The organism is Janthinobacterium kochi (assembly GCF_051380715.1).
In the GTDB taxonomy this organism is placed as follows: domain Bacteria; phylum Pseudomonadota; class Gammaproteobacteria; order Burkholderiales; family Burkholderiaceae_D; genus Janthinobacterium.
This window is the reverse complement of the sequence record NZ_JBNYXO010000004.1, coordinates 289,115-303,228: the sequence shown is the minus strand read 5'-3', so window position 1 is coordinate 303,228 and position 14,114 is coordinate 289,115. Positions and strand designations below refer to the sequence as shown.

Sequence of the window (14,114 nt, the reverse complement as noted above, 5' to 3'; positions counted from 1 at the left end):
TCTGTCCTATAGTCGCCGGGTTAAGGATAAATGAGAATGAGAATCATGTTCAACTCTATGAAGAAATGGCTTGTGTGCTATCCGCTCGTGGCTGCCAGCCTGTTGCTGGCCGGCGGCGCGCAAGCGCAAGTGGCCGACCAGGGCGCTGGCGCCAAGCAGCTGTGGCAATTGATTGACTACGTTGCCGTCGATTACAGCGGCGCCGTCGAGCACGGCAAGGTGGTCAGCGAGGCCGAATACGCGGAAATGCTCGATTTTACCGACAACGCGACGACGCAGATCGCCGCCCTGCCAGCCCACGCTTCGAAGGCAGCCATTGCCGCCGCCATCGATGAATTGCGCGCGGCCGTCGTCGCCAAGGCCGACGGCGTGGAAGTCAAGCGCCTGGCGCACCACGCCAACGGCTTGCTGATTGCCGCGTATCCGATTCCCGTGGCGCCCAAAGTATTACCCAAGCTGGCGCGCGGCGCGGCCCTGTATGCGGCCCAGTGCGCTTCTTGCCACGGCGCAGCCGGTGGCGGCGACGGTCCGCTGGCGGCCAGCCTGGAACCGAAGCCGATTGCCTTCACGGATGGCGATCGGGCGCAGTCGCGCAGCGTGATGGCGCTGTACCAGGTCATTTCGCAAGGCGTGGCCGGCACCTCGATGGCCAGTTTCGGCCAGTTGTCCGAAAACGAGCGCTGGGACCTGGCCTTCTTCGTGGGCGGCATGTCGCACGGCGCGGCGGCGCGCGCACACGGTGAAAAGCTGTGGCAAGACGATGCGCGAGCGAAAAACCTGTATGCGGACCTGGCTGCCGTGACGACCCTGACACAGGAAGCCGTTGCCGCCAAGCTGGGCGCGGACGAGGCGCAAGCCTTGACGGCCTATTTGCGCAGCCACCCGGACAAGGCCGAGGCGCACAAGCCGGCGGGCCTGGCCCTGTCGCGTTTGCGCCTGGCGGAAAGCCTGGCCGCCATGCACGCGGGCGACCGCGCGGCCGCTACGCGCCTGGGCCTGTCGGCCTACCTGGACGGTTTTGAGCCGATCGAGCCGATGGTCGGTGCGCGCAACAAATCGCTGCTGCTGGCCGTGGAAAACGCCATGCTGGCTTACCGTTCCGCCGTTGCCAAGGGCACGGTGGCCGACGCCGAGGCGGCCGGCGAAAAGCTGCAGCAACTGTTTAGCCATGTGGAAGCGGAGCTGGGCGACGCCAAGGCCGAGCCGATGACGACCTTTATCGGCGCCCTGACCATTTTGCTGCGCGAAGGCGTGGAAGCGCTGCTGATCGTGATCGGCATCATCGCCTTCCTGCGCAAGGCCAAGCGCAATGACGTGCTGCCCTACGTGCATGCGGGCTGGGCCAGCGCGCTGGTGGCAGGCGGCCTGACGTGGGTGGCAGCGACATACCTGGTCACCATCAGCGGCGCCAGCCGTGAAGTGAGCGAGGGGCTCGGCTCCGTGTTTGCGGCCCTGGTCCTGCTCAGCGTGGGCTTGTGGATGCACCAGAAGAGCAGCGCCGGACGCTGGCAGCAATACCTGCACGAGAAACTCACTGCAGCAATGACGCGGCGCTCTGCCTGGGGCCTGTTCGCCCTGGCCTTCATTGCCGTCTACCGCGAAGTCTTTGAAACCGTGCTGTTCTATTCCGCCCTGGCGGCGGACGGCAATGGCGGCGCCCTGCTGGGCGGCTTCCTGGTGGCCATCGTGCTGCTGGTGGTGATTGCCTGGGCCTTGTTGCGCACCAGCGCCCGCATGCCGATCGGCAAGTTCTTCTCGCTGACCTCCGCTTTCGTGGCCGTGCTGGCCGTGATACTGATGGGTAAAGGCGTTGCCGCGCTGCAAGAAGCGGGCTGGGTTGGTGTGACTCCCGTCGATTTTATGCGCATTGATCTCTTGGGCATCCTGCCCACGGCGGAAACCCTGCTGGCACAGGCGGCCATCCTGGCCATCATCGTCGCCGGCTATGGCTGGAACCGCGTTTCCGCAGGAAAACGCAAGCCGGCCTGAGCTTGAAACTCGCCCCTTGAAACGCGCCAGCAAGGGCGTGCCCGCCAGCCCCCAATCGCTGCAGTATTGAGATAGGCAAGGTGGCCGGAAGAGTTCATCAGCAGGATGGGCACCGTGCTGCTCAGCGGGTCCAGTTGGCTGCCGTTCAGGTCGACATCGCGCGGCTGCTGCAGTTGCATGGCCTGGCGCACATCTTGCTGCGTGCCGGTGGCAATGATGATGCCGCCGGCCATGCCCAGTGCCGCCACTTGCTCGCTGCCATCGGCGGCCATCCGTTTACGGTAACAGGCCGCTTATCAGCGTAGGCAGGTTGCAGCAGGCGCAAGCGAGGCGGTCATGGCTCATGCACATTCCTATCAGAAGTTAATGATTGACGATGAATACATTCATCATTCAGGGTTTCATATGCTCGACAACAGAATATCGGGAGAGCGATATGCATAAACTGGCTCGCTTGTTACCCATAACTGCTTCAAAGCATAACGAATTGCCAATCAAAAAAACTCTAACATTGTCACGTTAATGCGCTTGACTATGTGATTGCTCTGCGCGCCTTGCCCTGCATTTATTTCCCGCAGCATGACACCATCCATCTGTTCGCCATTGTCTCCGCATCCCTCCTATTTCTCTGAAGAAGACATAAAAATATTTATCGGCACGTGACAATTGGATAGTTACATTTTCAAAATTTTAACTATATTCAGTATTGCAGAGATTGCACCGGTCGCCCGAACACCGGCCGTATCCCGTATCAAAAGAAGCCTATCCGTTAAACGCACCACCAACGAAAGCTGATCGATGAAAGTTCAACACGCAACAATATGGTCGCTGGGTCTTGTTATGGCAGGCGCCCTGTTTTCTTCCCATGCCTATGCGGCGAAGATCCCTGACTGCGGCAAAAGGGAACCGAGCAAAACCCTGCCTACCCCGCAAAATAGCGAATATGACGCCTACCGCAACGCCAAGACGAGCGCGGTGGCGGGTGGTCCGGGCAATACCGTATTCAATAATAATGAAAAGCGCCTCCCCGCCGCCGGCAAGGACGAGGTTTATTATGAATACTATTTGGGTATCGGCGGCGACGGCGGGGCGGGTTCGCATCGTGCGGTATTGCTGGTGCAGACTCCGGCGGGCAAACGCAAGTTGGTGGAACGCTACTATACGCAGGACCACTATACGTCCTTCTGCAGCCTGAAAAGCTAGCCGTTCTTTTTCCAATTCAAGCGGCGCCGGAATCAGTGGTCACGGCGCCGCATCGCGCGCATCCACATACGCCCAGGCCTGCATGCCTGACTTCAAGGCGACGCGCTCGCGCCGGTAGGCGGCTACCTCGTAGCCGTCCGCCTGGCGCAATTCCTCAAGCGAGATGGCCAGCACGGCGCCGGGCACGCAATCCGTCGGCTCGCCGCTGCGCGAGGTGATCGGATGGTGCGTCTTGCCGCTGGTCGCCACCACCTGCGCATCATCGATGGCCAGCAGCGCCAGGCGGTAGCCGGGCAATTGGTCGGGCCGGCTGTCCAGCAGGCGCCCGAAGGTGGCCAGCTGCACATCGGCCTGCTGTAAGGTGCCGTAGGAAAACAGCTGCTCTGGCGTTTCCGCAGTAAAAGATGTCATCGCTGCTCCCTGTCGTTCGTTATTCCAGCTACCCCAGCCCGAGGCTACCCTGGCGCGGTGTCAAGCGCCCGGCTAGCCGTACCGTCCGGGACCTTGGTCCGCTCCGCGCTTTTTTTCAACAACAATATGATGCTTTTCATATTTTATATCGCAAGCGGTCAATCACTGAAGGAACTGCCAAGAAAAACCACAAGATTGCCCTGGTCACCGGCGCCTCGTCCGGCATCGCCGCCGCCACGGCCCGGCGCCTGGCGCAAGCCGGCTATACGGTGTACGGCACCAGCCGCCGCGGCGACCAAGCGGCCAGGCTTGGCTATGCGGTGCTGGAGCTCGACGTCACCAGCGATGCTTCTGTCGCTGCGGCCCTGGCCGATGTGATGCAGCGCGAAGGCCGCATCGACCTGCTGGTGAATAACGCCGGTTTCGGCGTGGCCCCGGCGGGCGCCGAGGAAAGCAGCATTGCCCAGGCGCAAGCCATCTTCGACACGAATTTCTTCGGCGTCGTGCGCATGACGCTGGCCGTGCTGCCGCACATGCGGGCCCAGGGCGGCGGGCGCATCCTCAACATCGGTTCCGTCGTGGGCTTCCTGCCCATGCCCTACGGCGCACTGTATGCAGCCACCAAACACGCCATCGAAGGTGATACGGAATCGCTCGACCATGAAGTGCGCAGCTGGGACATCCGCGCCAGCGTCATCGAGCCGGCCTACACGAAAACCACGTTCGAAGCCAATTTGCTGGCGTCCGATACCCCACTGAGCGCCTACCAGCAGGTGCGTGCGGCCGTCGTGCGCCGGCTGCAGGAACTCTTGGCCGGCGCCGATGACCCTGGCGTGGTGGCCGACACCGTCCTTGCGGCGGCGCAGGCACCCCAGCCGAAATTGCGCTACACGGCCGGCCCGTTGGCGGCACGCTTGCGCCTGATGCGCCGCTTCCTGCCCGCCTCGCTGCTGGACGCGGGCTTACGCAAGGACCTGCGCCTGGCTTGCCGGCGAACCTGGATTATCGGCACGTTTGCCATCCAGCTGGCCAGGCACCTGGGCGCCCGCGTGGGCACCACCACCAGCACGGCAAATGTCGACCTGGTGCGCGGCGACGGGCTGGAAAAGGCCTTGCGCATCGTCAAGCCTGGCAGCCATGTCGTCTCGCTGATTGGTCCGCCGGACGCCGCTTTCGCCCGCGCGCGCGGCATGAACCTGGTGCTGAAACTGGTGCTTGGTTTGCTCAGCCGCAAGATCATCGGCCTGGCGAAGCGGCGCGGCGCCGACTATGCCTTCCACTTCGGGCGTCCCGACGGCAGCCAGCTGGCGCAGATCGCCGGCCTGCTTGACGCCGGCACCATTCGCCCCGTCATCGACCGGGTGTTTCCCTTTGCCGAGGCGCGCCAGGCGCTGGCCTGGCTGGCGCAGGGCCGCGCTCGCGGCAAGGTGGTGGTGCAGTTGCGCCAGCCGCACGCGCAATAAGCATATTCAATGCCATTGAAAAAAGGCATTCAATCATCAGGCCGGGAAATACATTATGCCCATGCCGCGCGATTTATCGGGGCATTCCTTATCCAATCGCAAACAGCGCTAAATCATGCAGCGTAAATTTTACTGACGGGAGCATCTGAAAATATATTTCTTGGGGGAAATAATGCGAATATTTCTCATCCTAATGATTTCTTTGACTTTGGCTGCATGTAGCACGATGCTGCGCTCGAATCAATTTCCCAGCAATGAGACGCTAGTTCCTAGCGGAAGCATGTATTATCTTCCCGCCACGGCGGTCAGCGGCAACATATCCTTCATTCCCACGTCATGCGCGCTATATGGCGGCAAGATGAAATTCAAATATGAAATAAGCGATGCAAAAACTACGTATTCGACCGTGGCGGACGAAGAGCAGCGGTATTATGTCGATTATGGAAAATTAAATTCCGCAATAAAAATCACCACGGCAAGCTTTGAATTTTATCCGATAGGCACCCTGAAGACGGTAAATGCCGAGATCGACGACCGCACAGGCGAAACGCTGGCCGCAATCGCGGGCTCGGCATTGAATATCGTCAAGGCCGCGACATTTGTGCCGGTGCAGCCAGCGGCGGCGGGAACGCCGGGTGAAACAGCCAAATGCGCGGAACCCATCGATCGCCTGCTGAAGGATCTGATGGTCCAGCGCAGCCTTCTTGCCGATCTGAACAGAGAGGAAGCGCCGGGCACTGAAAATGTGAATGCGGAGCCGGCCAAGGAGGAAGTGCCGAAAACCGGCAAAAAAACGCCGGCGGCCCCCGCCACCGCCAGCACGCAGCGCAAGGCCCGCGCGGGCACGCAAGCGATCGCCACTGCGGCAGCGGTAAAACCAACGGCAGAAATGGTTCAAAAAAGAATCAATGCATTACTCCAAACCCTCACCGGCGAAACCAGTTTTAGCTATATTCCCAGCGTGCTTGAACAATGTAGCAAGGTCACATTGACAGGGGAAAACTACCTTGCAAAATTCCTCGATATCGCGAGATCGGACGAATATGAGAAGCTACATACCGCCAGGTCAACAATGGGTGGCGACGCGGCGTTCGAGGCGCTCGTATGCGCGGAATCCACGGCGAAACGTCCGCGCACGCAAATGCAGCGCTTGTCCGGCTCGGGAGACGCTGCGCACGCCTCCGGACAGGGCACTGGCGGCATCCTCTATCGCCAGCCCGTCATGGGCCGCATCACGATAAAAAAAGGGGAAGGTTTGCCGCCGGTTCTCTTGAGTAATAGCCCGTTCTCCATACCGCAGTACGGCACGCTCGCATCGCTGGATTTGAGCAACGGCCCCTTCGATAAAAATTCGATCAAAGCCTTGTTTGCGCCCGATGGCGCGTTGACCTTGTTCGAATTTAAAGCGCAGTCGACGGCGGAACGTGGAGCGACGACCTTGGAGACCCTTTCCAGCAAGTATGCCGACCTTGCCAAGGCACGCGATGAGGCGGCGGCGGCGCGGACAAAAATACAGGATGATCAGGCCCAAAAGGCGTTTGACGAGGAAATCAAAGGCTATGAAAACCGGATGACGCTTTTGAAGGCGAAAGACGATTTTGCTCTGCAGGTGAAGGAAAAGACCCCTCTGCAGCTTGAAATGGACGATCTCGAGCGCAAGACGCAATTGCTGCAGAAGCAAACCAATTACCAGAATGCCCTCAATGCGTACAAAAAACTGCAAGAGGTGACGCCATGAGCCCATGGACAGGCTTGTCTTTACTGATGATCAGCATGCAGTGCCATGGCCAGATGAGATCCCATGAAGCGATGCCGAAAGATGCGCAGCAAGCCTTGCACGTACAGTTATCCAAACGCCTGGGCGAGCGCCTGGAGATGAGCGGCGCGGATCCGGCTCTCGTATCGAATGTCAAGGTGCTGCGCGACCGGCAGGTGCTCGATAAAATCAATGGCGATTTCGACGAAATCGCGTCGCGCAGGCTCTCCGCGCGCGAGACGATGCTGTCGCCTGGCAAGCTGCGGGAACTCGAAAACATCGCCAGGACCAGGCTCGAACTCAAACAGTTATCCATCAGCAATATCCCCGAAGATAAACTCATGGAGGCGGCGGGAGTCACCAAGTTACAGCTGCAGAACGAGGCCTTGAAGGACTCTCCAGACGCGGCGCTCCTCGACAGAATCAATATGGCCTTTCCCAAGGATGATCGGGGCGGCATCCTGCTGCTCAATCCTCTCACGCCTGTCGATGCGGACATCGTCCCCCGCAGTGTCGGCATACCGACATTCGATTTCAATGCGCGCCGCTCGACGCAGCAGTATTCGCGGACACGCTACCGTTTCGTCGGTGTCCTGGCCGACATTTCCGTGACGCCGCCCGCCCATATTTGCACGGGAACCTTGATATCGAAACAGTGGTTTCTGACGGCCACGCATTGTTTTTTTGATAGCTCAAAACAGGAAAAGTTTCCTATTGAACATCTTGGCGTCTTCTTTCCGTTTCAAGGAGGCACGGAGACCGTGCAGAGAACGAGCGATGGCAAAGAAAGCAAGAACTTGAAACGATGGCCGCTCACCCAGGTCATTGCCTGGTTCGGAGAAGCCAGCGGCCTGGCCATGCCCACGAGCGAGGAAGGCATGCTGTGGCAAATCAAGCTGGGCAATGACGTGGCGCTTATCGGCCTCGACAGCGTATCGTCAACGCTCTCCCCTACCAGCCTGGTAAGCATACCCCAGAGCGCGCAAATCGATCCGCCGCTGACGCTTGCCGGCTACGGCAAGACCAACGCCGCTGACACCGTCGGCGACCTGCTGCTGGAAGTGGGCTTGCGCCGCGATCTGGTTTTCACCAGTGACAGCGGCGCCTTGCTAAACAACGGCCCCGAGGGCGCCGCCCATGAGAATGCGCGCATCTGCCTCGGTGATTCAGGTGGCCCTGTCTTTCTCGGCAGCGTGGAGCAAGGCTGGACCATGCCCTTGCAACTGGTTGCCATTGCCAGTGCCGTGGAACAGGGCACCACGCAATTATGCGAATCGGGACTGCAGCAATTTACGCGCGTGGACCGTCCGGCCGTCCGCGCCTGGTTATGCGCAAAGACGGGCGCCGGCTGCTGAGCGGGGCGGCGCCTACATCTGCCGGAAATGGTGCAGATAGCTGCGGCTGACGGGCAAGGTGACGCTGCTGCCCCGCAGTTGCAGCTGCGCCGTTTCATTCACTCCCCGCGTAACGGCACCGACATACGCGAGGTTGACGATGACGGAACGGTGGGTCTGCACGAAGCGGCCTGGGTCCAGTTGCTCGCCGAGCTCCTTGATGCTGGTGCGTATCAGGGCCTCGCCCTCTTCCCATGCCACCAGCGTGTATTTCTCTTCGGCACGCAGATAGCGCACTTGCTCGACGGGAATCAGGCGCACGCTGCTGCCGACAGACGCCTTGATCCATTGCAGCCAGGCAGGCAGCGCGGCGCGCTGGCTCAGCCTGCTGGCCAGCTGGTCGAGCACAGCGTCCAGCCCGTTGCCGGCCGCCAGCGGACTGGCGAGCCGCTCTTGCAATCGCTGCACCGTATCGGCCAGGCGGAGCGGGTCGACAGGTTTCACCAGGTAATCGATGGCGCCCTGCTCGAACGCCTGCAAGGCGTACTGGTCATACGCGGTGACGAACACCAGGTGCGCGCGGCGGGCCAGCGCGCGCGCCGTGGCGATGCCATCCATGCCCGGCATGCGGATATCGAGAAAGACAATGTCGGGTTGATGCAGTTCAAACAGTTCCAGCGCTTCGGTGCCATTGCGCGCATCGCCGATGACGCGCAACTGGGGCCACAAGGTGGCCAGATGGCTGCGCAGGCGCTCGCGCAGCAGCGGTTCGTCGTCGGCGATCAAGGCGGTCGTCATGTTCAATGCGTGTCTCCAGGAAGGATGAAATGCAGCTCGGCGCGCACGCCCTGCGGCGCGACCGCATGCAGCTCGAGGCGGGCGCCGGGGCCATACACGGCCAGCAGGCGGCTGCGCACATTGTTCAGGCCGGTGCCCGGCTGCGCCGTCACCGCCATGCCCACGCCCGTGTCGCTGACCCAGACGCGCACCTTGCCGCTGGCAGGCTCCACTTCCGTGCCCACGTCGATGCGCCCGCCTGCCACGCCGGGATCGATGCCATGGCGCACGGCGTTTTCCACCAGTGTCAGCAGCGCCATCGGCGGAAAGCGCAAGGTGGCCGCCTGCACGCAGCCGGCGACGCAAAATTGCAGGCGGTCCGGCATGCGCATCTGCATCAGTGCAAGGTAGGCGCGCACCAGTTGCAGTTCCTGCTCCAGGGTGGCGGCCCCGTCGTTCAGGCGCGGCATGGCGGCGCGCAGATAGGCGATCAACTGGCGCAGCACGGGCCCCGCCTGCGGCGAGCCGGTCGCCACCAGCGCTTCGACATTGGCCAGGGTATTGAACAGGAAATGCGGCTCGATCTGCGCCTGCAGCAGGCACAGGCGCGCGTCCAGCAATTCGCGCTCCAACGAACTGTTTACCAGCTCGGCCTGCAGGCGGTCGGCCCGTTCGCGCTCGCGCCGTTCGCTGCGCATGGCCAGCAGGGCAAACGACACGCCAAAAACGATGGACAGGAACACCATCAGGAAGTGGCCGACGAGGGTTTGCGTTTGTGCAAGGTAGGTAAAGAACTGGCCCTGCTGCGTGGCCAGTGCCGTCAAGAAGGCGGCCACGGGCGCCATCAGCACCACGGCACCCACTCTTGCCGCTGCCAGGGACAGCCAGCGCGGATGCAGGGCGCCGGCCGCCGAATACGCCAGCAGCAAGGCGGCACCAATAAAACCGATACGCCCGAACACGCCCAGGTAAGAAGTCCCGCTGAGCAGGTGCAGCAGCCACGACAGCAGCAAGGTGAAGACCGTCACGACGAGCGCCTGCCGCGCGCTGGGCAGGAGCGCGGCGTAGCGGCGGGTGGTGGCGGGCGCTGATGTCATGGCATCACCATACCCGCGATACGCCCGCCGTTCAAGCCCTGAAAACCGCCGTTCGTCGCATCGGCGGCGCCTGTTTGCACCCGTCCGGGACGCGCGCGCCTATCTTGACGGCTGCACAACACTGTCAGGAGACACGCCATGCCATCCGCACCTTCCGCCGCCAGCCAGTGCCTGGCGCCATCACGCATCGGCGCCGCCACGGCGCTGTCCGCTGCCGCCACCTTCTGGTTCGCGGTCACCGTCATCGGCCAACTGGTGTTTGCCGCCTACATCGTGGCCCTGTACGGCGGGCATGGCATACACGGCAACTTCCAGGGCTGGAACGCGGTCATGTCGCACGGCCACGTGCCCGGCGATGGCGTGGGCAACCTGGCCACCGGCATCCACCTGCTGCTGGCGGCCGTCATCATGCTGGGCGGCGCCCTGCAACTGGTGCCGCAGCTACGCCGCATCGCTCCCCGCGTGCATCGCTGGAACGGGCGCGTGTACCTGGCCGGCGCCGTGCTGGCCGCGCTGTCAGGCATCTACATGTTGTGGTGGCGCGGCGCCGTCGGCGACGTGGTGCAGCACATCGGCATCAACCTCAATGCCGTGCTGGTGCTGTTGTTCGCGGGCAAGGCCCTGCGCCGCGCCTTGCAGCGCGATATTGCCGCGCACCGGCGCTGGGCGCTGCGGCTGTTCCTGGCCGTCAGCGGCGTGTGGTTCTTCCGTGTCGGCCTGATGTTCTGGCTGGCCGTCAACGGCGGTCCGGCCGGTTTCGACCCAGGCAGCTTCACGGGACCTTTTCTGAGTTTTCTTGCCTACGCGCAGTATCTGCTGCCGCTGGCCGTGCTGGAGGGCTATTTGCGCAGCCGCGACGGCGGCAGCGCGGTGGCCCGCTGGGCGATGGCGGCGCTGCTGTCGCTACTGACAGTGGCAATGGGCGTGGGCATCGCCGTCGCCAGCATGGGCATGTGGTTGCCGCGCATGCACGGCTGAGGCCTCCCGCAGCGCTTATCATGCCGGTCATTCATGAAACGCCAGTGTCGACATGCACGATATGGCGGACGTGATGCGGTCCGCGCAGGTAGTGACTATCGACACTGACGCGCCAGCGATAGCGTGTAGCCTTACCAGTAACCGAGCACCTTCCACCAGGTCGTGCCGACAACGGCAAAGATCAGCAATTCCACCACGCACATGATGAAGCCGACCCGCCACCAGTTGCCCATCGTCACGAAGCCGCTGCCGAAGATGATGGGCGAGGTGCCCGTCGCATAGTGGGTCAAAGTCATCATGATGGCCGAGCCGGCCGTCATCATCAGCATGAAGGGCACGTGGTATTCGGCGGGAATCAGGTGCAGGCCCACCGTCAGGAAGGCCAGCAGCATGGCGCTGATGTGGGCCGTCGTGCTGGCAAAGAAGTAATGCGAAAAGACAAACACCAGTACCAGGACGGCGGCGATCGGCAGCCAGTCCATGCCGCTGGCGACGATGGCGGCCTTCATGCCGGCCGAGAACCAGGCGATCACCCCCGTCTTGTTCAGCTGCTCGGCCATCATCACCAGCGCGCCGAACCACACGAGGGTGTCCCAGGCGCTCTTTTCCGACAGCACGTCGTCCCAGTCGATGGTGCCGGTAATGATCAACACGAACAAGCCGACAAAGGCCACCACCGTCGCATCGAGCGAAAACGCGGGGCCGAACAGCATGGCAGGCACGTTCGCCCACAGCAGCAGTAACAGGGCGAAGGTGCCCAGCATGACTTTTTCAGACGGCGACAGCGGACCCATGTTTTTCAGTTCCGCCTTGGCGTAGGTGACGGCATCCGGCGTGGCTTTCAACTCCGGCGGCGACAGCCAGTAGATAATCAGGGGCATGACCAGCAGGCAGACCAGGCCCGGCAGCAGCATGCACAGGGCCCAGGTCGTCCACGTCAAGTGGAAACTCTGGCCGCTGGCCTTGGCCACGAAGTCGACTACCAGGGGATTGGGCGCCGTGGCCGTCAGGAACATGGCCGACGTGATCGGGTTGGCGTGGTAATTGACGAGAGCCAGATAGGTGCCGACCTTCTTTTCCGTGCCCTTGGCCGGATCCGAATCGAAGGCATTGGCGATCGATTTCATGACGGGGTGGACGATGCCGCCACCGCGTGCCGTGTTACTCGGTGTAAATGGCGCCAGCACCAGTTCGCAGATCGCCAGGCCATAGCCGATGCCCATGGTGCGCTTGCCCAGCAGGGAAATGAACAGCAGGCCGATGCGGCTGCCCAGCCCTGTCTTTTTCAGGCCGCGCGAAATCAAAATCGCCACGACAATCAGCCAGATCAATGGATTCGAAAAACTGCTGAGCGCATCCGTGATGGCGCCCTTGGACGAGGTCGACGTCACTTGCGACAATGACACGATGACGATGGCCATCATGGCCATCACGCCGATGGGCATGACTTTTAAGATGATCGCCAGGATGGTGGTGAGGAAAATCGCCACCAGGCCCCAGGCCTTGAGCGTCAAGCCGTCCGGCGCCGGCAGCAATAGCATGCTCACCAGCAAGGCCGTGCAAATCAGGGCGGGGACGAGGCGGAATGGGACGGCTTCCTTGAAATGCAGGAACATGTCGCGCACTGTTTTATACATCTTTATTACCTTTCGCTGTGGGTCAGGCATCCTGGCGGCCGGAATCGTGCACGCAGATTCATGGGCTGGCGCGCAAGGAAAACGCGCCTTCAACGATGACAGATGCCCAACAATTCTGTTCGGCAATATCATACACGCAAGGCGCCCCCGCCCCTGCTCCATTCGGCGCGCCCTTCCCGGCAATTGCAAAATCGTTGACCTGCGAGCGACATATCTCACATAATCGCCCCTCATGCAAGCAAACCCGACAAGGACGCCATTGCAAGCCCGCAACCATCATATCGACGCCCTGCGCGGCGCGGCCATCCTGTGCGTGCTGGTGCTGCACTTCGCGCTGGCCTATGGCTTGAAGAACAGCCCGCTCTCGGCCTTGCCAGGCTGGCTGCTGGGCGCCGCCTATCAGGGTAATTATGGCGTGACCATGTTCTTCGTTATTTCCGGTTACCTGATCACCTCGACCTCGCTACGCCGCTGGGGCGACCTGGCGCGCATCGACCTGGCGGCGTTTTATGCCTATCGCATCGCCCGCCTGCTACCGTCTCTGCTGCTGGCCCTGTCCCTCATCGTGCTGCTGGGCGTGCTCGACGTGCCCTTCTTTGCCAATTCGGACGGAGGCAAGGATTTGCCAGCCAGCTATTTCGTCATCGCCATCGCTTCCGTACTGACCTTCTGGCACAACGTGCTGATGCAAAGCGCCGGCTATTTCAATTACTGCCTGAACGTGTACTGGTCGCTATCGGTCGAGGAAATGTTTTATCTGCTGCTGCCGCTGTCGTGCCGCTTCCTGCGCCAGCGCCAGGCGATCATGCTGCTGTGCGGCGTTGCCATCGTGGCCGGCCCCGTCTATCGCAGCCTGCACGCGGACAACGAAATCTATTTCATGTATGGCTATATCGCGTGTTTCGACGCCATCGCCATCGGCTGCCTGACGGCCCTGCTGACACAACACTGGCAGCCGGGCGCGCGTGCCGGGCAACTCTTGCGCTGGCTAGCGGGCCTGGCCCTGGCGGCCCTGTACGTGCGCGGCATCGGCGGCCATGAAGTCTTCGGCTTCAGCGCGATCGCGCTGGCCAGCGCCGCCTTCATCGTGGGCGCCACGGCGGGCCAGGCGGCCAGCCAGGGCCGCCCCGGTCCGCTGCAATGGCTGGGACGGCACAGCTATGAGCTGTACCTGTTCCATATCATCATACTGGCCGGCATGCGCAATGTGGTCGACAAGGCTGGCCTGGGCTACGCGGAGCGCCTGCCGTGGCTGGCGCTTTTCCTGGCCGCGACGGCACTGGCGGCCGCGCTCGTCGCCCGCTATGTATCCGAACCGGCGAATACCGCCCTGCGCCGGCACTTCCGGGGCGTCGGCACGGCCGCGCCTGCACACACTGGCGACAGCCCTGGAGCGGCGCCTTGAAAAAGTGAGCCAGGTCAAGAGAGCGCATGCCCACAGCCCGTTTCCAGGCAAATTCCAGCCCGGA

At 62.0% G+C, this 14,114-nt stretch carries 12 protein-coding genes and 1 pseudogene; 8 read left to right on the top strand and 5 right to left on the bottom strand.

The features are described 5' to 3' along the window. The first annotated feature begins 45 nt into the window (after window positions 1-45). A complete protein-coding gene (locus ACQ4WL_RS11765; RefSeq protein ID WP_436509902.1) occupies window positions 46-1,989 on the top strand; it encodes an FTR1 family protein in 1,944 nt (647 codons plus the stop codon). On the opposite strand, the gene ACQ4WL_RS11760 is transcribed toward ACQ4WL_RS11765, so the two are convergent. Continuing rightward, complete coding sequence (locus ACQ4WL_RS11760) at window positions 1,944-2,261, bottom strand: hypothetical protein (protein WP_436509901.1); 318 nt, start codon at window positions 2,259-2,261, stop codon at window positions 1,944-1,946. The two genes, ACQ4WL_RS11765 and ACQ4WL_RS11760, sit on opposite strands and share 46 nt — an antisense overlap. 526 nt (window positions 2,262-2,787) lie before the next feature. Here ACQ4WL_RS11760 and ACQ4WL_RS11755 point away from each other — a divergent pair. Then, a complete protein-coding gene (locus ACQ4WL_RS11755) occupies window positions 2,788-3,192 on the top strand; it encodes a ribonuclease domain-containing protein (protein WP_436509900.1) in 405 nt (134 codons plus the stop codon). Window positions 3,193-3,231: 39 nt separating this feature from the next. On the opposite strand, the gene ACQ4WL_RS11750 is transcribed toward ACQ4WL_RS11755, so the two are convergent. After that, entirely contained in the window at window positions 3,232-3,603 is a 372-nt protein-coding gene (locus ACQ4WL_RS11750) for a gamma-glutamylcyclotransferase family protein (RefSeq protein WP_436509899.1), read from the bottom strand. Between the two features lie 161 nt (window positions 3,604-3,764). Between ACQ4WL_RS11750 and ACQ4WL_RS11745 the strand changes: the two are divergent. The 4 genes and pseudogenes from ACQ4WL_RS11745 to ACQ4WL_RS11730 form a co-directional block, all read left to right on the top strand. Then, a pseudogene (locus tag ACQ4WL_RS11745) lies at window positions 3,765-4,586 on the top strand (oxidoreductase); the annotation flags it as partial. Window positions 4,587-4,652: 66 nt separating this feature from the next. Continuing rightward, window positions 4,653-5,066, top strand: a complete 414-nt coding sequence (locus ACQ4WL_RS11740; protein WP_436510075.1) for a zinc-binding dehydrogenase — start codon at window positions 4,653-4,655, stop codon at window positions 5,064-5,066. Between the two features lie 280 nt (window positions 5,067-5,346). Then, complete coding sequence (locus ACQ4WL_RS11735; protein ID WP_436509898.1) at window positions 5,347-6,804, top strand: hypothetical protein; 1,458 nt, start codon at window positions 5,347-5,349, stop codon at window positions 6,802-6,804. 14 nt (window positions 6,805-6,818) lie between these two features. Then, complete coding sequence (locus ACQ4WL_RS11730; protein ID WP_436509897.1) at window positions 6,819-8,177, top strand: trypsin-like serine protease; 1,359 nt, start codon at window positions 6,819-6,821, stop codon at window positions 8,175-8,177. Window positions 8,178-8,189: 12 nt separating this feature from the next. Here the strand turns inward: ACQ4WL_RS11730 and ACQ4WL_RS11725 are convergent, their stop codons facing one another. Both ACQ4WL_RS11725 and ACQ4WL_RS11720 read right to left on the bottom strand, forming a co-directional pair. Beyond that, window positions 8,190-8,954, bottom strand: coding sequence for a LytR/AlgR family response regulator transcription factor (locus ACQ4WL_RS11725; RefSeq protein WP_436510074.1), 765 nt, complete (start codon window positions 8,952-8,954; stop codon window positions 8,190-8,192). 2 nt (window positions 8,955-8,956) lie between these two features. Then, the gene (locus ACQ4WL_RS11720; protein WP_436509896.1) at window positions 8,957-10,030 is read right to left on the bottom strand and encodes a sensor histidine kinase; all 1,074 of its coding nucleotides are present in this window, start codon (window positions 10,028-10,030) and stop codon (window positions 8,957-8,959) included. A 138-nt stretch (window positions 10,031-10,168) separates the two neighbouring features. On the opposite strand from ACQ4WL_RS11720, the gene ACQ4WL_RS11715 reads away from it, so the two are divergent. Beyond that, window positions 10,169-11,008: a DUF2306 domain-containing protein gene (locus tag ACQ4WL_RS11715; protein WP_436509895.1), complete on the top strand. Its 840-nt coding sequence runs from the start codon at window positions 10,169-10,171 to the stop codon at window positions 11,006-11,008. Between the two features lie 131 nt (window positions 11,009-11,139). Here ACQ4WL_RS11715 and ACQ4WL_RS11710 read toward each other — a convergent pair whose 3' ends face one another. Then, entirely contained in the window at window positions 11,140-12,645 is a 1,506-nt protein-coding gene (locus ACQ4WL_RS11710; RefSeq protein ID WP_436509894.1) for an anion permease, read from the bottom strand. Between the two features lie 259 nt (window positions 12,646-12,904). On the opposite strand from ACQ4WL_RS11710, the gene ACQ4WL_RS11705 reads away from it, so the two are divergent. Continuing rightward, complete coding sequence (locus ACQ4WL_RS11705; RefSeq protein ID WP_436509893.1) at window positions 12,905-14,050, top strand: acyltransferase family protein; 1,146 nt, start codon at window positions 12,905-12,907, stop codon at window positions 14,048-14,050. The last annotated feature ends 64 nt before the right edge of the window (window positions 14,051-14,114 follow it).

Coding starts and splice junctions, on each gene's coding strand:
- ACQ4WL_RS11710 (WP_436509894.1), bottom strand. CDS start 12,645: ATGTATAAAACAGTGCGCGACATGTTCCTGCATTTCAAGGAAGCCGTC.
- ACQ4WL_RS11750 (WP_436509899.1), bottom strand. CDS start 3,603: ATGACATCTTTTACTGCGGAAACGCCAGAGCAGCTGTTTTCCTACGGC.
- ACQ4WL_RS11765 (WP_436509902.1), top strand. CDS start 46: ATGTTCAACTCTATGAAGAAATGGCTTGTGTGCTATCCGCTCGTGGCT.
- ACQ4WL_RS11715 (WP_436509895.1), top strand. CDS start 10,169: ATGCCATCCGCACCTTCCGCCGCCAGCCAGTGCCTGGCGCCATCACGC.
- ACQ4WL_RS11735 (WP_436509898.1), top strand. CDS start 5,347: ATGTATTATCTTCCCGCCACGGCGGTCAGCGGCAACATATCCTTCATT.
- ACQ4WL_RS11755 (WP_436509900.1), top strand. CDS start 2,788: ATGAAAGTTCAACACGCAACAATATGGTCGCTGGGTCTTGTTATGGCA.
- ACQ4WL_RS11725 (WP_436510074.1), bottom strand. CDS start 8,954: ATGACGACCGCCTTGATCGCCGACGACGAACCGCTGCTGCGCGAGCGC.
- ACQ4WL_RS11720 (WP_436509896.1), bottom strand. CDS start 10,030: ATGACATCAGCGCCCGCCACCACCCGCCGCTACGCCGCGCTCCTGCCC.
- ACQ4WL_RS11760 (WP_436509901.1), bottom strand. CDS start 2,261: ATGGCCGCCGATGGCAGCGAGCAAGTGGCGGCACTGGGCATGGCCGGC.